General features: G+C 69.4%; 13 protein-coding genes. 2 read left to right on the top strand and 11 right to left on the bottom strand.

Features of this window, described 5'->3' with window-relative positions:
* Nucleotides 1–14: 14 nt before the first annotated feature.
* Both ACH4S7_RS05135 and ACH4S7_RS05130 read right to left on the bottom strand, forming a co-directional pair.
* Complete coding sequence (locus ACH4S7_RS05135; protein ID WP_398519669.1) at nucleotides 15–779, bottom strand: ATP-binding protein; 765 nt, start codon at nucleotides 777–779, stop codon at nucleotides 15–17.
* Complete coding sequence (locus ACH4S7_RS05130) at nucleotides 776–1,846, bottom strand: hypothetical protein (protein ID WP_398519668.1); 1,071 nt, start codon at nucleotides 1,844–1,846, stop codon at nucleotides 776–778. Before ACH4S7_RS05130 ends, ACH4S7_RS05135 begins: the two co-directional genes overlap by 4 nt.
* Nucleotides 1,847–2,560: 714 nt before the next feature.
* On the opposite strand from ACH4S7_RS05130, the gene ACH4S7_RS05125 reads away from it, so the two are divergent.
* Nucleotides 2,561–3,424: a helix-turn-helix domain-containing protein gene (locus ACH4S7_RS05125; RefSeq protein ID WP_398519667.1), complete on the top strand. Its 864-nt coding sequence runs from the start codon at nucleotides 2,561–2,563 to the stop codon at nucleotides 3,422–3,424.
* Between the two features lie 189 nt (nucleotides 3,425–3,613).
* Here the strand turns inward: ACH4S7_RS05125 and ACH4S7_RS05120 are convergent, their stop codons facing one another.
* The 3 genes from ACH4S7_RS05120 to ACH4S7_RS05110 are packed head-to-tail and all read right to left on the bottom strand — an operon-like array spanning nucleotide 3,614 to nucleotide 6,280.
* Complete coding sequence (locus ACH4S7_RS05120; protein WP_398519666.1) at nucleotides 3,614–4,798, bottom strand: amidohydrolase family protein; 1,185 nt, start codon at nucleotides 4,796–4,798, stop codon at nucleotides 3,614–3,616.
* Nucleotides 4,799–4,823: 25 nt separating this feature from the next.
* Nucleotides 4,824–5,933 carry an MAB_1171c family putative transporter gene (locus ACH4S7_RS05115; protein ID WP_398519665.1) on the bottom strand — a complete coding sequence of 370 codons (1,110 nt, stop codon included), beginning with the start codon at nucleotides 5,931–5,933 and terminating at the stop codon, nucleotides 4,824–4,826.
* Complete coding sequence (locus tag ACH4S7_RS05110) at nucleotides 5,930–6,280, bottom strand: hypothetical protein (protein WP_398519664.1); 351 nt, start codon at nucleotides 6,278–6,280, stop codon at nucleotides 5,930–5,932. Before ACH4S7_RS05110 ends, ACH4S7_RS05115 begins: the two co-directional genes overlap by 4 nt.
* A gap of 1,132 nt (nucleotides 6,281–7,412) precedes the next feature.
* Between ACH4S7_RS05110 and ACH4S7_RS05105 the strand changes: the two genes are divergently transcribed.
* Nucleotides 7,413–7,871: a pyridoxamine 5'-phosphate oxidase family protein gene (locus tag ACH4S7_RS05105; protein WP_398519663.1), complete on the top strand. Its 459-nt coding sequence runs from the start codon at nucleotides 7,413–7,415 to the stop codon at nucleotides 7,869–7,871.
* Nucleotides 7,872–8,093: 222 nt separating this feature from the next.
* Here ACH4S7_RS05105 and ACH4S7_RS05100 read toward each other — a convergent pair whose 3' ends face one another.
* From ACH4S7_RS05100 to ACH4S7_RS05075, 6 genes are all read right to left on the bottom strand, one after another.
* Nucleotides 8,094–8,498, bottom strand: a complete 405-nt coding sequence (locus tag ACH4S7_RS05100) for a nuclear transport factor 2 family protein (RefSeq protein ID WP_398519662.1) — start codon at nucleotides 8,496–8,498, stop codon at nucleotides 8,094–8,096.
* Between the two features lie 185 nt (nucleotides 8,499–8,683).
* Nucleotides 8,684–9,763 carry a hypothetical protein gene (locus ACH4S7_RS05095; protein WP_398519661.1) on the bottom strand — a complete coding sequence of 360 codons (1,080 nt, stop codon included), beginning with the start codon at nucleotides 9,761–9,763 and terminating at the stop codon, nucleotides 8,684–8,686.
* A 53-nt stretch (nucleotides 9,764–9,816) separates the two neighbouring features.
* A complete protein-coding gene (locus ACH4S7_RS05090; RefSeq protein ID WP_398519660.1) occupies nucleotides 9,817–10,824 on the bottom strand; it encodes a thiopeptide-type bacteriocin biosynthesis protein in 1,008 nt (335 codons plus the stop codon).
* Entirely contained in the window at nucleotides 10,806–12,026 is a 1,221-nt protein-coding gene (locus tag ACH4S7_RS05085; RefSeq protein WP_398519659.1) for a lanthionine synthetase C family protein, read from the bottom strand. The genes ACH4S7_RS05090 and ACH4S7_RS05085 overlap by 19 nt, the downstream gene beginning before the upstream one ends.
* A complete protein-coding gene (locus ACH4S7_RS05080) occupies nucleotides 12,023–15,076 on the bottom strand; it encodes a lantibiotic dehydratase (RefSeq protein WP_398519658.1) in 3,054 nt (1,017 codons plus the stop codon). Before ACH4S7_RS05080 ends, ACH4S7_RS05085 begins: the two co-directional genes overlap by 4 nt.
* Before the next feature lie 98 nt (nucleotides 15,077–15,174).
* Nucleotides 15,175–15,381, bottom strand: a complete 207-nt coding sequence (locus ACH4S7_RS05075) for an FxLD family lanthipeptide (protein ID WP_398519657.1) — start codon at nucleotides 15,379–15,381, stop codon at nucleotides 15,175–15,177.
* Between the last annotated feature and the right edge of the window lie 33 nt (nucleotides 15,382–15,414).

The following is a 15,414-nucleotide window of genomic DNA, read 5'->3' as shown; positions in this document are numbered from 1 at the left end:
GCCGGGAAGCAAGGTCAGCGGGCTTGGAAGCGGCGGTCCGGGCCGCTGAGTTCCACGGCGGTGCACATGCCGGACAGGCGGGACAGGACCCGGTCGCCGACCCGGTCGCGCAGCACCGGCTGTCCCGGCGGGAGGCCCTGGGTGCGGACCGGGGGCAGGTTGCTGGTGACCAGCGTGGGGAAACGATTCTGCGCCCGCCAGTTCAGCAGCCGGAACGTCAGTTCCTCAGTCCACTCGCTGTTCTTCGCCGCGCCGAGGTCGTCCAGGAGCAGAACCGGGACCCGCATGACGCGGCGGAGCAGGACCTCAGGGTCAGCGCCGCCGCGGGAGCGCATCTCGCCGTAGAGGTCGGCGGCGGTGGTGGCCTGCCAGGGCACCGCGCACCCGGCGGCGGTCAGCGACCGGATCGCCCCGAACGCCTCGTGCGTCTTCCCGGTTCCGGTCGGGCCCCACAGCAGCAGCGACGGTCCCCGGGCGACCAGCCTGCGCCCGGCCGCGCCGTAGTGCGGCTGGAGGGAATCCGCGTACGGAGCGGTCGCCGACCCGGCGATCGTGCGCACCCAGGCGGCGACGTCCGGATGGGCGGCGACGGCGTTCCGGTAGTCGTACGGGATCCGCTTCTGCGCGGCTTCCAGCGCCGGATCCGGCTCCGGCACGCTCGGCGGCAGCGGGGTGCCGGCGTCGATACCGCGAGCGGCGAGCTGGGCGTCGAGGCGGGCGCGGAGCCGCTCCCCGATCGCGGGCTGCGGGTCGGCGGACCGGTTGAGCGTGCGGGTCACAGGCTCCTCCCGAAGGTCGTCGGCTCCGGCGCGTTCGGGTTCAGATAGGGCTGGTGGCCGGTGGCGGCCCAGGGGCCCCCGCCGGAGGCGCTCGGTGCCCCGGCACCCACGAGCGGCGGGTTGACGACCTCGTTCACCAGGCTCGGCAGCACGCTCGGGTGGAGCGCCTTGGCCCGCAGCCGGTCCATCGCGGCGCGGATGTGGTCCGGTTCGAAGCCCTCGTCCAGGAGCGCCTTGAGGTTCCGGCCCAGCTGGCCGATGACGTTCCCCGGCGGGCGCTGGTGGCAGCCCTTCACGTACTCGGCCACCAGCTCCTTCGCCGAGACCCGCTCGGAGGAGGCGTCGGGAGCGGGCGCCTCGCGCCCCCTACGGGAAGATCCAGGATCCAAGATCCTAGATCCAGGCCGTGAGTCCTCCGTGAGATGTGCGTGAGTCGCGTCCCGATCCAGCTCCGCAGCGCTCTGACCAGCGATTTTATCGCCAGGTGCCGTGGGTTCCTCTGCAGGGAACCCGGGCGGAGCCGAGGCTGCCGGTTGCACCGCGCGTCCGTGTTCCGCCGGTGCCGGGTCCGGCGCGGAGCCGACCGCCTCCGGCTGTTCGAGCCCTCCGGGAGTGCTCACGGAGACCCCGAACCGGTCGGGACAGGAGCCCGCCTGGGCGGCCTGCATGCGCGAGACGCTGGGGCAGCGGGTCTCCTGGCACTTCCCGCACTTGCGCGCGACCTGATGCCCGGGGCACCGCGGCAGGCGCGAATCGGTCGCCCGGTTGATCTTCTGGTGCTCCTCCCACTTCACGATGTGAAGGTAGGTGCGGCCATTGCAGCCGGTGTACCGGCAGATCAGCCCGGCCTCGGCCAGCTCCTCCAGGTCCTGGGCGACATGCGCGGGGGTGTGCTCCTGGCGAAGCGCCCACAGCCGCCCGGCGATGATCGCCGGATGGTCGCGGCAGCGACCCGAGTCGTCGGAGAGGGTCAGCAGGCCGATGAAGGTGAGGACCGCGGTCACGCTGACGGAGGCGATGTCCTCGGACACGAAGAGTTCAGGCTTGACGGTACGGATGCGGGACATCAGGCAGCACCCCCGTCCCGGGGGGCCGGCAGGTGGCCGGAGTGGTCGGGTATCGCGCAGGCCGGGGCGTTCGGCCTTTTGCGCGCGGGGGTGGACATGCGACACTCTCCTCTTGAAGTGATGCCGCTCCGGTGTGTCCTGTGAGAAGGGCCGGTGCGGTGTTGGTGGGACGTCTCATGCCCTTGCCGGGGCGGAGTGTCCATCGCGATCGGCGTCGGAGAGGTTCCAGCTCTCTCGGCGCCGTCGCTGTCTGCGCTCAGTTTTCGGTGCTGCCTGACGGATTCTCCTGCGGTCGTCCTGCCACGGTTCCGCCGTGGACCGGGCGGCTTTCACCCGGGGACCAGCAACACACCACACACCCCGCGCGGAAGTCCATACATAGCTCTAGTCCGCTGTACACCTCTGAAATGCATGAATGGGCACGGTGCATCGGAACGAGGGGTGTGGTGCCCTTCGCCGGAAGGCCGGCGGGCGGGGCGAGCACGGTGCTCACTCGTTGCTCCGTTTCGATGGCCGGGCGAGAGAGGTCCGGCGCGGTGTTGATACGGTCTGTACGCGTTTCAACTTGTCGCTGGCGGCGACGCGGGCAGGGCGATTACGCACCCATCCCGTGGACACCGCGACAAAGTCACGTCACGAAAGGTATCTTCTCAGGGTGGCCTGATCAAGTGGCTTCAGCGTCCGTATCCGCACTGCGCACACCAGGGAGCGCCCATGCCCGACCGCGTCTTCGACGGCCGTGCCTTTCGCGCCAAGCGCCGGGCGGCGGACCTCACCCAGCGGCAGGTCGCCGACGCCGTGGGCGTCCAGGAGGCCGCGGTCGCGCGGTGGGAGAGCGAGACCACCAAGCCGCTCCCGGAGACTCTGCCGGTACTCGCCCGGCTCCTGGGCCTGCCTCTCGGCACGCTGTTCCCCCGGGAGGGGAAACCTGATCTGGCGGACCTGCGAGCGGACGCCGGGTACTCCCAGAAGGACACCATCGCAATCACCGGGGCATCAACCACCAGCTCCGTCCGCAAGGCGGAGAGCGGGGTCCGCCGGCTCTCCGACGAGCTGGTCGCCCTGCTCGCCGCCGCGTACGGCGTGAGCGAGGGGACGCTGCGGGCGGGCCAGGAACGGTCCTTCGGGAATACGGCACCCGACGAGGAAAATGGCGTGCCGTCTACTCTGGCGGAGAAGATCCAGTTCGCCCTGGACCGCACGTACCCCGGAGAGTCGGCTCCCTCGGACGCGCAGCTCGCCGCAGCCGTCAACGAGTACGCGGGAGCCACCGTCGTATCCGGGGAGGACATCCGAGACCTGCGCACCGGAGCGGTGACCGAGGCAGCGCCGATCGTCCTCGAAGGCGTGGCGGACATGCTCGGGGTCAAGCTCGCGTACTTGAAATCAGACGACGCTGTCACCCGCCAAGTCGTCGAAGGTCTCACGCTGCTCGCGTCGAAGCGACGGGGAGACGTTGGACAGATTGCCGCCCGGGGCATGGGGGCGGAGGGCCTCTCGGCCGATTTGCTCGCCATCGTCAACGAGGTGGTCGCAGATCTTGCCCAGCGGCCCCGTCCGGACGACCCCCAGCGCTAGACATCCAGCAGGGGCGGAAGCGCTCCAGCCAGTCAGATCTCAGGGCCGCAGCTCACCGGCAACTGCCCCCTCCCCGGAAGGGGGTGCCATCGCTTTCCCGGCGCTACCACAGCTCTTGGCCGGCACCCCCTCAATATCTCTTGTGGCGGTGCCGGCCAGGCATGTGACTACCCAGGTGGTGCCGTGACGTCAGATGGTTTCCGCGGCCAGGCGGGTTCCCCGGGCGATGACTGCAGTGACCTGCTTGAGGTGGCTCAGGTCCGCCAGCGGGTCGCCTTCCACGACGAGGAGGTCAGCGCTGTAACCGGCCGTGATCTGTCCGGTTGTGCCACCCACTCCGAGGGCATTGGCGGCTTCCCCGGTGGCCATGTCCAGGATGCGTCCGCGGTCCAGGCCGAGGTGCTCGTAGAACGCGAGGCTGTCGGCGATCCCAGTGAAGCCAGTCCGCTGGACTCCGGCGTCGGTCCCCGCGACCAGTTTCACGCCGGCGCCGGCCATCTGCCGGATGAGGCCGAACATGGCCTCTGCACGCTCGGCGCCGAAGATCCTCGGCAGCATGGGCCAGTGCTGGCTGATCGTGGGACAGACGTGAATGCCCTGGGTGATGATCTGCTCCAGGACGTCCTGCCGAAGGTCGAAGCCGTCGGCGGTCATCCAGGTGCAGTGTTCCAGGGTGTCGACTCCAGCCTGGACAGCGGCGGCGATGCCGTCCGTTCCGTGCGCGTGGGCGGCCACCGGCAGCCCTGCCTCGTGAGCCTCGGCGACGAGCGCGGCGAGTTCCTCGGCGCTGAACTGCGTCTCCCAGCTCTTGGACCCGTCCTTCGTCAGACCGCCACCGGTCTCCATGACCTTGATGACCCGGGCTCCGGCTGCGACGTTGCGCTTCACCAGAGCGCGGATCTCCTCAACGCCGGAGACCTCGCCTCCCAGGAAGTGGCAGTGCCCGCCGGGCGGGGTGACGGGCACCGCCGCGGAGATGATCCGGGGCCCGGGGGCCGTGCCAGAGGCGATCTCCCGCTCCAGACGCAGGGCCAGCCCGCCGCGGTCGCCGAGGTCCCGGACCGTGGTGACGCCGCTGGCCACAAGCTGTGCGGCCCGGGTGCGCATGGCGGAGAACAGGGCGGTGTCGTCCTGCTCGGCGAGTGCGGCGACCGGGTCGGCACCGCCGTCGAAACTGAGGTGCACATGGGCATCGATCAGCCCAGGAAGCACCGTGCCGCCCGGGAAGTCGAGGCGGGGGGTGCCGGCAGGAGCCTGGGGCTCCACCTCGCCGCGCGGGCCGACGGCGACGATCTTCTCGCCTTCGATGAGGACAGCGCCGTCGAAAAGGTAGGTTCCGGGTCCGGCGAGGACGCGTGCGGCGGTGATCAGCATGAGGGGATGCTCCTTGCAGGTCGGGTCAGGTGGTGCGCAGGGCGTCGGCAAGCTCCACGAGTTGCCTCGCGTCGTCGTCCCTGCTGACGGTGTCCGGCACCGCGAGAGGCACGGCCAAACGCGGGACGTCCGCGCCGCTACCGGCTTCCGCAGCGGCGGCGCGCAGCCTGCGAGCCAACTCGTCCGGGTCGAGCGCCAGGACGTCGCCCCCGGCAGAGGTGTGCAGGTGGGGACTGATACGCAGCAGCCCATCGCGGATTTCTACGATCCTGCGGTGATAGCGGCGGTGGACGCCGCGGGCCCGCATGCGGTCGGACCAAGTTGCCGGGGGTTTGAGGACCGTTTCCGGATAGGTCTCGGCAAGAAGGTGCCACAGGGGTTCGAGCCGGTGATGTGTGTGGCGGCGGCTCCACCACAGGCGGCCGGCGGAGTAACGGGACCGCGCGCCGAGGTAGGTGATCCCCAGGACGAAAGCGATGATCGAGACGACGAGCAGCACTTCGACCGCGTTCATCAGCGACTCGGCGACCTCGCCGCCCGTCCAGCGGGTCAGGACGAAAACTGCGCGAACCGCACAGGCGATGGCCATACCGGTCATACCCCAGGCCGCGACCCACAGGCCGGTCGAATGAGGACGATGCGACATCCGCGCGTACTGGCGGGTCCACAGACCCGCCACCGCCAGGGCGTACATCATGTAGCCACCCGCGACGAGGTAGAAACCCGCCACTTGAGGCACGGTCATGTCGGCGCTGGAGAAACTGCCAGCCAGCTCCTCATGCGGGACCGTGACCGCGCAGAGGGTGATGATGGCGGCCACCGCGCCCACGAGGGCAGCCTCGCGGCGGGCCCTGCGCCGGCCGGCCTGCTCGTCCGTGGTGGAGTGCAGGAAGAACGTCATCAGGAAGTACAACGTGCCCAGCAGCAGCAGGTTCTGGACCAGTTTGGCGGCGCCATGGAAGGCCACCATGTCGAAATCGGCGGCCCCCTCCGGCATCGCTACCGGGTACGAGGCAGCCGCAGTGACCAGGCACAACGTCAGGGACCGCAACGGAGCGTCATGTGGATTGCGCAGAAGCTGCGCCGTCTTCCACACCACTGCCGCGCCGAGGAAGGCGAGGAAGACCGATCTCACAGCCACCCCCGGCGGTCGCCGAGCGCGGTCTGGACCCGGCGCACAGCCGGATCCTCCGAGACCGCCGGCGGAGCGAGATCAAGCGCCGAATCCCACTCCATCAGGATCGTGGCGACCAGCTCGACCGCGCACTCCTCGTCATCATCGAGGGCACAGCGCTGCGCCACACGCTGGACCGCCTCCGGCTCCAGGCCGGTTATGCCCGCGTACTTCTCGATCATCGCGCGGTCCATGGGCGCGGACTTCGCGCGCTGCCGGTCGGACATGATGATGTGCCCGACCTCGTGCAGGATGATGTGGTCCTGGTGGAGCCGGGTCGTCCGCTCCTGGTAGAGGATCACATCCACATCCGCGGTCTCCAGCCACAGGCCCGAGGGCCCCGCCGGGGGGAGGGCGCGGGCTTGCAGTTCAATCTCACGTCCTCGCTGCTCACCCAGAGCCCGGCACAGCGTCTCCACGCTGAGCGGAGGCTGGATGCCGAGCTCTTGCAGCCCCTTCCGTAGGGCACGCCGCAGTTGGCGCTCGGTTCCCCTCCGGGCGGTTTGCGGCAGAAGGCGCTTTCGCCACCACATCTGCTGATTCCTCTGGTCGGTCTACGGACACGAACACCCGCGGCAGGAAGGCACACACCACGGGGCTGCCCCTACGGCAGGCAGGGCTATCCCCTGGTCGGAAATCGGGGTTAGCGGAGATGCGCTGGAGGGGGCGAATTCCAGGTACGGACTAGGTGCAGAGGAATGAATGCAAACAATATTGAAGGAGTCGCTCGCGGCGGAAGAACGTCACTCTCGCAAGCTCCCTTGAATGTGCGCCGACAAAAAGCGCGATCTGGTGGTGCGGCATGCGTGCGGGAGCAGCTTGTGGCCGTGCCCAGTCATCCCGTGCACCCAGTCATCTCAGTTCCTGGACGTCCTGAAACTTAGGGTCACATTTATCGATCCGTCAACTGAGACGGAGGCCACTCGCCTGCCCGTCTGCGAGGTCGAAAGATCGAAATCAGGGTGCTGGATCATGAAGGGGAATCGCGCCACCGCAATGCTGTTCGGTCGTCATCTCGCTTGTGGTAGATGCGTTTTGAGCCCGCGCGGCAGGAGTGGCGGGGTCGGGGGATGTGTCGTCTGGTCGAGAGCGGTCGCTGCTGTGGGTGGTCCCCGCCTCTGTCTGGTGTCGCGGCGGAGGGCTGCGGTCGCGTACCTAGAGGTAGAACCGGACGGTAATATTCCGTATGGTCGCTGACCTGGACCGTTGAGCGCCTCGGCGTGGTCTGTGTTGTTGGCGACCCGCTGCGGTTGGTGTGGCTGGAAGCGTCTCGCCGCTCGGGATGCGTCCGGTGCGGAGGTGATACGGGGAGCGGCCATCGGTATGCGATGTCCGGTCGCATTGTGCTGCGGCAACTAGTGGGAGTGTCGGCTCTCTGGGGTAATCCCCGAGTTCCCTCGGTCCGGAGTCGGGGCCCCACAGAATTGTGCGATGCCTGGAATGAGAAAGGTGTGGGGAGAAATGGCCGCGGGTTCCCAGTACAGTCAGGAGTTCCTCGCCTTTTGGGGGGAGCGTCATTTGTGCACCCTCACCACCCTGCGTTCCGACGGGACTCCGCACGTGGTGCCCGTCGGGGTCACCTTTGATGCGGAAGCGGGAATAGCGCGCATCATCACTCGCAAAACGTCGAAGAAGGTTGCGAATATCGCCGTCCCCGGGGCTCGCGTTGCGGTATGCCAGGTAGACGGCGGACGCTGGGCCACGCTTGAAGGGACCGCCGAGGTCCGCACCGAAGCCGCGTTGATCGGCGATGCTGTGAGCCGATACGCGGAGCGCTACGGGCGCACCCCCGGTCCCGACCCGGAACGCGTCGTGATCGAGATATCCATCGACCGATCGATGGGGCAGACGCTCCAGCGTCAGGCACCCCGCACCGCGACAGCCGTCAGCACCACGTAGAAACTCAGGGGCGCTCCATCCGGCCGAAAACGGCCGACGGTTCTCCGACGTGTCTGCGAACGCCTGATTCGGCTATTAGGCGGCCGGGGCGCTTCCCGCACTGACAGCCGGTGACCGTCAGCGGGGCGATCGCCGCTCCTCTGGTGCTGCCCGGCAAGCCCTTGGAAGCAACTACTGACAGAGCGACAGGCGTCGGTCCGCTGAGCCGGGCGAGGCCGGGAGTCAGGCCCCGGTGACGGTGCTGCCCGGCATCGGCTCCGCGAGCGCGGCCCGCCAGGCCGGCGAGCCGCAGGCGTCGGCGAAGTACTGCGTCTCGTGCATCACGTGCTGGCCGGCGAATTCCATGATGCTCACCGAGTACGAGGGAACGCCGTCGTAGGTGATGGCGCATTCGCTCACCCACAGATTCGCGTGGCCGGTGATCCGCTGGACGGTGAAGTGTCGGTCGGCCGGGTGCCCGCCGCGTTGCGCCGAAATCGTCGCGCGGCCCTGGAACCGCTCACCCGACTGCGGGTAGTCCAGGATCGCGTCCGTGGCATAGATGGCGTGCTCGGCTTCGGTGTCCCCGAGTTCCGAGGCCCGCCAACGCTCCTCGATCGCGGCCCTAGTCCGGGAGTCAGCATTCATGGCACCACCCTTCCGCAGCGGTGACAGCCTAGGCACTCCGGGCCGCGGTCGGCCCGGCACCAGGCGGACGTGGGTTGCCCAGTCCTCCCTTTGGTGCCCGTGAAGTTCGGGCTTTGCGGTGCAGGACGTCAGGCCACTCCCCGTATAAGCCCCAGTCGGGTGCTCCTCCGATATCGTCTGAGGTGTCAGTGCTTCTGCTGCGCGAGGCAGTTGGCCAGGCTCGTTCCGGCAATGGCACAGGCATCGTTCATGGCGACCAGGTCGGCGGCTGAGATGGCGCCTCGGTCGAGGCCGCCGTTGCGCATCAGTGCTTCCAGGTTTTTGCGTTGCTGGTCGTTGGCCGTGGGGATCGGGCTGCGCAGGATCTCCCGTGCTGCGAAGGCGTCGCCTGCTCTTTCGGTGTCGTCAAGCACCGTCCGGCACAGCGGCTCCGTCAACATCTGGGAGTTGGCCGGAGCCAGGGCGATCACCGTCCGTAGCAGCCGTACGCGGAACATGCGGGTATGAGGTTCGGTGGCCTCCACCGCGGTCCGTGCGCTGTTCAGGACAGTTGCGAAGAGCCCTTCCCGGGCGCGGCCTGCAAAGATTTCAGTGCCGTGCCGAAGGAGTTGCCGCACGGCGTCCTCCCACGGTTCGGTGATGAGTGCCTCGTCCAACAGGGCGTTGGCAGTGTCCGAGTCGTTTGCTTGCCAGGAGGCGACGATGCGGGCTTGCCTGCTGTCGAACAGCCGGCTCGGTTCGGGGTCGTAGGCGACGGCGTGCTGGGCGGCCTTGGCCCAGTGGCTGGTGGCGGCCAGCAGGCGGGTGCCGTCGTCCATCATCAGGAACCGCAGCCACGGCTGAATGTGGCGCACGGTTGCCGGGGTGGCGAACCGGGTGAAGTCGATGCGCTGCCCATGGAGCGTCACGGCGCCGCCGTGGTGCACGGCCTGGTGCAGGTCGACCAACTGCTGGTAAGCGGTACCGGGGTCGCCGGAGCGGGCGGTCAGCCGGATCAGGTTGACCATCGGCTGGAGCGCCGCGATGGCGACGTCCCCGCTGACGGGCCAGGCCGACTGGAACAGGTGCAGCTGGCGGATACACAGGTCGGCGGCCAGGTCGGGGAGCCCGCAGTCGGACGCGATCAGCGCGGACAGGTTCCAGGTGGCGCAGGCGGCGTCGATCCGGCCGGTGAGCGGGCCGGGCCGCGCGGACCTTTCGGCACAGGTGCGCAGCTCCTCGATACGGGTGGCGAAGCTGGGGTACACCAGGTGGGATCGACGCATGAGGGGGAGTCGTGCGGAGGCCCGCTGGATTGCGGTCGGTGGCGGCGCGGTCGTCATGGTGCGAGCCTTTCGCTGGCATCGGGGTCCAAGTCTGGCTGCAGGATCGCGGCCTTGGCGGCGTGCGCGAGAATGCTCTGGGTGTGCGGAGGCAGGCCGATGCGGTTCCAGTGAAAGATGACGTGGTAGGCCACGACGTGCCGCAGGCCGCGGTCGAGGGCTCCGGCGCTGTTCGCGACTCCGAGGTCACGGCCCGCGCGGCGGAACGCGTGGACCCAGTCGGTGGCGGGCTTGAGGGTCAGATCGGACTGGAGCATCGCGCCGGCGGGGCTGGTGTCGGCCAGGAGCAGGGGGCGCAGGTCAGCGGTCATGCTGTGGATCTTGGCGGGTGGCACGTTGGGCGGCAGGGGGCGTTCTTGGGAGACGCGGTGCCAGACATCGCCTTGCTCGTACCACTCCAGTTCGGCGGCGCGCATCAGGGTGGCGCACAGCAGCAGCGATCTCTCTCGGCGGCCCAAGTCACCGTGGGGTGTGGTGAGGATGGCGCGGCTGTCTGCGTGGAAGAGAGTGTGGGCGATGGCCATGCTGGTGTCGCCGCCGAAGGCCGCGGTCTCGGGTTCATAGACGCCGGGCCACCAGCGTTCGGCTCGTCCGTCCGCTGTGAGTTCGTCCAAGGCCGCAGGGATTGCCGGAGGGATCTGTTTCCCGTCGGGTAGAAGTAGCCGCATCCGCCAGCAGGGGTGCTTGCGGATGAACCACCACCCGGTGATCAGACCGTCGTGTTCGGCCAGGTCAAGAACGGGGACGAGGCCAGCGGCGGTCTGTTCGGCCTCGGCCCAGTCGGTGAACTGAATGTACAGCTGACGCCAGGTGGGGACCCGCATCTGCTGGGCGAGGGCGTGTTGTCCCGCTTGGCGGTAGGCGGCGACGGCAGCGGCGAGGTCGGCGGGGTCGAGGCCGGCGCGGGCGGCAGCAGTGTTCGGGCTGGCTCCGGCCAGCACGTCCTGTACGGCGGCCAGCGTCTGGTCCAGCGGCGCCGACGGGTTCAGTCGATCAGCAGGCATGCGTCCCATCCGGAGATCGGCGCCGTGTCGTGAGCGGCGGTGTTCAGGGCGAGGGCGGTTCCGGCGTCGCCTTGCAGCAGACCGGGGTCGGGGCCGGGGTGGGCTTGACGGACCAGGGTGTCGGCCAGGCCGGGCAGAGCGGCGTCCAAGACCGGGCCGACAGCGTCACGGGCCGCACGCCAGGCGGTCTGGTAGACGCCCGCCCAGCCGTGGCACAGCCCGGTGTCGGTGATCTTGGACAACTGGTCGGGGTCGGTGAGGCAGCGTGCGAGGCCGGTTTCGTAGAGAGACTGGAGTGCCGGGTCGCGGCGGGCAAGGGCGGCGAGCTGTCCGGCCCGGGCGATGCCGGGGGTGCCGTAGCACCAGCTGGGCCGTGCCGGACCGCGATGAGCGGGGCGCCCGGCGCGGAGTTCACCGAGATGGAGGTGTTCGGGCCACCAGGGGCCGGCGGGACCGTCCTGCCGCCACGTGTCGAGCCAATGGAGGATGGTGTCGATGGCCTCCTCCTGTCCGTCGACCCTCACGCCTTGACGCAAGGCGCGAGCGAGGAGCAGCAGCGGCCCGGTGACGCCGTGGGCCGTACCGAAGTTCGCGTGCCCGGCAGAGACATCGGCCGGGGAGAGGTCGGGTTGGTGGTCGACCCACCAGCCCGGCAGAACACCATGCTCGATGTGGCGGATGGGAAGGACCAGCCGCACGAGGTAGCCCAGGACGCGTTCCATCGCGGAGCTGGACGGGGACCGGCGCAGGAGATAGGCGCCGATCCCGGTCAGCCCGGAGAAGATGTCGTACTCGTGGAAATTGGTTGGGCGCCCGCCGCGCATGCGGGCTTTCGCCGCGTCGGCTTTGCGGTGGGCGAGGTTGGTGACGTGCCGGTCCAGGGCTGACAGGGAGTTCTGGTACCGGGGCGCGTCGTCGGTGACGGCGCAGTGGAGCATGAAGGCGACGGCGGGCGCCCCCAGGTACAGGCCGCTGGTGATGGCCGCGCTGATGTCGGTGCCGACGGCGGTCTTGATCCAGGCGTGTGCCTGCTGCCAGGTGCCCTGTCCGGTACGGGCGCGCTCGACGTGGAGGAGCGCGGTGCCGGCGGCACCAGTGGCCAGGGCCTGCGCTGCCCAGGACTGGTCTGCGGGCGGCGGGGCGGGTGCGGCGAGGCGCTGGGCGAAGGTGTCCGCGAGCAGGGCTGGACTGTTGGTGGTCACGGCTGCCGCTTCCGGTGTCGCAGAGCGCAGGTTCGGGCGAGTCGGTTGGTGGCGCGTTCGTGATCGGGGTCGATGGGCAGCGCTCGGATGCAGTGCTGGTGGAGCAGGGACCGCAGCACACTCTCGCGATCGAACGGAATGGCCAGCTGCTCTCGGTAGGCGGTCAGCGCGGCAGCACGCTGCCGCCAGGCGCTGGCGACCTCGGTGCCTCCGGGCAGGGCCAGCAGGGCGGTGCGCTCGGGATCGGCCAGCGCCATGGCCAGCGCGGTTCGCTCTCGGGGAAGGGGGCCCTGCTCCTGGGGGAGGGTGGAGGTCAGCCAGTCGGCCGCCTGCCCTGGGTCGCCGGTGAACTGGACGGCCAGGTCGACCATGCTCGCGGCGGTGAGCGCCTGCCCCATGGCTGGGTCGCCGGCGACGGCACGGACCTGCGCGACACCGGCGGCCGAGTCCGCAGCGAACACCTGGTGCACCGCATCCAGGACGGGCCCGTGCCCGTACCGGCCGGAGTGCGGCTGGTAGGTGGCCAGCTCCAGCCCCGGGGCCAAGCACTGCCGGTGGAGGGACTCTGCCCACACGTGGAGCAGTTGGGAGGCGGGTCCGTAGTCGTTCAGGGTGGGCAGGGTCAGGTACAGGGCCAGGTGTGGGACGGAGCCCGGATGGGTGGTGTCGCGGTGGCGCTGGAACCACCAGGTCGGCGCGACGCCGAATGTGTCGAGCAGGTCCGGCAGATGGCGGGTCAGGATCTCGTCGTGCCGCGAGGGGTGGGCGAACAGCCGGGCGAAGAGCACGGTGGGACCGCCGGGCTGAAGATGGTCGGCGACTGCGGACCCGCACGGGAGCGGGACCGTGCCAGCCGGAGTGGGGTTCGCCAGCGGGATCAGCAGCTGGTGCGGGCGGCCGATCCACGCCTGGTCCCGCGGGCCGGTGGTTTCACGTAACTCGACCAGGCGCGTCCGGTCCACACAGGCGCGCAACAGCGCCCGGTGAATCTGCTGGTCAAGATCGAGAGACAGTTGCTGATCGTTCTCGACCATGGCTATGTGGTCGGGAACGCGAAGCCGTGCGCGCCACTGGTCCAGAGCCTTGCCCCAGTCGGCCATCGGCGCGGACCGGGCCGGCAGTTCCCCTGCGGTCAGCAGCCACCGGGCGGGCGCCAGAACGGTCCGCTTGTACCGCACACGCGGCAGGTAGGGCAGGGTGGCGGCGACACCGAAGGTGAACGACTTATAGGCGGCGCTGCGGGCGGTGTTGATCTCCGCCAGAAACCGGGCGAGCGGCGGCGTATGGATAGACGCTTCCAGCGCGTGGAGGACGCGGGGCTCGACATGCTGCCCGGTCGACGCACGGATCAGGTAGAAGCGGCAGGCGTCGGCGATCACGGTCAAATCGTCGAGCGGGATCACATCCGGGCCGGGTTCGTGGTGCTGGCCGAGGGGGATGGTGTGCGGCAGGAGCTGCGAGGTGCGGGCGACGTTCTCGTTGCGGCGCCGCCGCGGGGCGAACACCAGCTGCGCCGGGATCGCGCCGGGGCCGACGGTCGCGTACGAGTCGGTGAGCGCGGAATGTGCGGATGGCGGGAGCAGGTGAGCGAACCGGCCGAACATGCTGCTGCCGGGGCGGGGCGCTCCGTTGACCAGCAGCTGGTAGTCGCCCCGCTGCACAGCCTCCACGGTGGGGGCGTGGATCTCCACGGCGATTTCCGCCCGTGGTGCGGGCAGCAGCGGTTCGGCGTGGTCGGCGGTCAGGTCGGCGATCGTCGCCCGGGTGAGGACCAGCTCGTCCCCGCCCGCGAGCATCACCTCCTGGAGCAGACGCAGGATTGCCTCGTCCCGGCCGGTCAGCTCGTACGGGGCGCGCTCGCGGCCGGAGCCCAGAAAACCCGCAGGCAGGCCGAGACCGCTGTCGCCGACCAGGTCGCGCACAGGTACCGCCGCACCGATGCCGTACCGGTCGAGAAAGCGCTGGTGGTAGTCGCGCCACTGCGGATACCCGTACGGGTGGGGCGACAGCCGGTGCATGACCTGAGCCGCTTCGGCGGCCTCGCTCAGCAGGGCCTCGGGGATGTCGACTGTGCAGCCCAGTACGGCGTCGACCAGCAGCGGGACCCGGGCCACGGAGCTGAGGCGCTGCATGCCACGGACGAGGACGGACTCCGGCGCCCAGGGAGCTGTTCCGGTGGGGCGCTCGATGCGGTCGCGGATATCCGCGAGCCGGGCCGCGAGATCGGAGACGTCGGCGATGCCGGCGGCTTCGGCCCTCTCCAGTTCGGCGCACACGTGGGCGAGTGGTTCGGTCGATGTCATCGCCGGCCACAGGCTGCTGATCAGGATGTGCCTGCCCAGCAAGTCGGCAACCAGGCTGGTGAGCTGGTCGGGGTGCGCCGTGGGGAACTTGTCGGCCAGGCGGCGCATCAGCACGCTGTACGGGATGGGGGTGTCGGCAGCGGCGAGGACGGCGGCCACGGGCCTGGTGAGGCGGACGGACAGCTCGACCGGGGCAAAGCCCCCGGCATGCGCGTCGGTCGGCATTCCGTCGACCACGTGCCGGTTTCCGCGCAGGTGTCCGGTGTTGTTGGTGACGACGGTCAGCCGGGCAAGCAGGGCGGGACTGCCCTCCAGCTGGGTGATCACGTCCGTCATCCAGTCGGAATCCGGCCGGAGTACCGTCCGGTAGCCGTTCTCCCACTGGACCCGGGCCGTCTTGGCCGGCCGTACGGGAGCCACTCCGGCGAACACCCCGAACGGTGTGGGCCGATGGTTCCAGCGCAGCAGGTATGCCGCCACAGACCGGACGGCCCGGCGAACGCGGCGCGCATCGGTGACAGCGCCGCTCAGAATCTCGTTGACCCGCTCGCACAGGACGGGGCTGGCCGCAGACAGCGCGTCGGGCACCGGGGCATGCCATACCCCGGACAACCACTGGCGTCCCTGCGCGACAAGGTCGGCGCCGTCCAGGTCGAGATCCGGAACGGATATCTGGTGGGAAGCGGTGGAGGCGCGCAGCAGCACTCCGTGCTGCCACTGGTAGGTGATGGGTGATCTGTGTGCCACTGGTGCCCCTTCTCGAATACGGGGTGGTGCGCAGACAGGTGCCGCCGGGGAAGCAGCCGATCGGCTGCCGCCCCGGCGACGGGGAAGAGGGGGCCTTGTCAGGAGGCGTCCTCGATGGAGGAGACGCAGGAGCTGGCCCCGTTGGCGCAGGTGTTGCCGCAGCCGTCGCTGGTGGGGCAGTTGAAGTTGTAGACGGGGCTTTCGGCAACGACGACGCGGATGTCCAGCTGGAAGTCGTCGTCGGACAGCTCCCCGGCCGGCGGTTCAACCGCGGCGGTGAGGCTGTCCAGCAGGGCGGTGGTCATGTGATCACACTCTCTCTGTCCGATGGGATGGTG

Origin of the sequence: Streptomyces sp. NPDC020965, from assembly GCF_044333555.1 — a bacterium.
Taxonomy (GTDB): Bacteria; Actinomycetota; Actinomycetes; order Streptomycetales; family Streptomycetaceae; genus Streptomyces.
The sequence above is the reverse complement of the archived record's forward strand: the minus strand, read 5'-3'. Positions and strand labels throughout refer to the sequence as shown.

Excerpts from the sequence above, each read along its gene's own strand:
- ACH4S7_RS05125 (WP_398519667.1), top strand. The coding sequence starts at position 2,561 with ATGCCCGACCGCGTCTTCGACGGCCGTGCCTTTCGCGCCAAGCGCCGG.
- ACH4S7_RS05100 (WP_398519662.1), bottom strand. The coding sequence starts at position 8,498 with ATGAATGCTGACTCCCGGACTAGGGCCGCGATCGAGGAGCGTTGGCGG.
- ACH4S7_RS05090 (WP_398519660.1), bottom strand. The coding sequence starts at position 10,824 with ATGCCTGCTGATCGACTGAACCCGTCGGCGCCGCTGGACCAGACGCTG.
- ACH4S7_RS05105 (WP_398519663.1), top strand. The coding sequence starts at position 7,413 with ATGAGAAAGGTGTGGGGAGAAATGGCCGCGGGTTCCCAGTACAGTCAG.
- ACH4S7_RS05130 (WP_398519668.1), bottom strand. The coding sequence starts at position 1,846 with ATGTCCCGCATCCGTACCGTCAAGCCTGAACTCTTCGTGTCCGAGGAC.
- ACH4S7_RS05120 (WP_398519666.1), bottom strand. The coding sequence starts at position 4,798 with ATGCTGATCACCGCCGCACGCGTCCTCGCCGGACCCGGAACCTACCTT.
- ACH4S7_RS05095 (WP_398519661.1), bottom strand. The coding sequence starts at position 9,763 with ATGCGTCGATCCCACCTGGTGTACCCCAGCTTCGCCACCCGTATCGAG.
- ACH4S7_RS05075 (WP_398519657.1), bottom strand. The coding sequence starts at position 15,381 with ATGACCACCGCCCTGCTGGACAGCCTCACCGCCGCGGTTGAACCGCCG.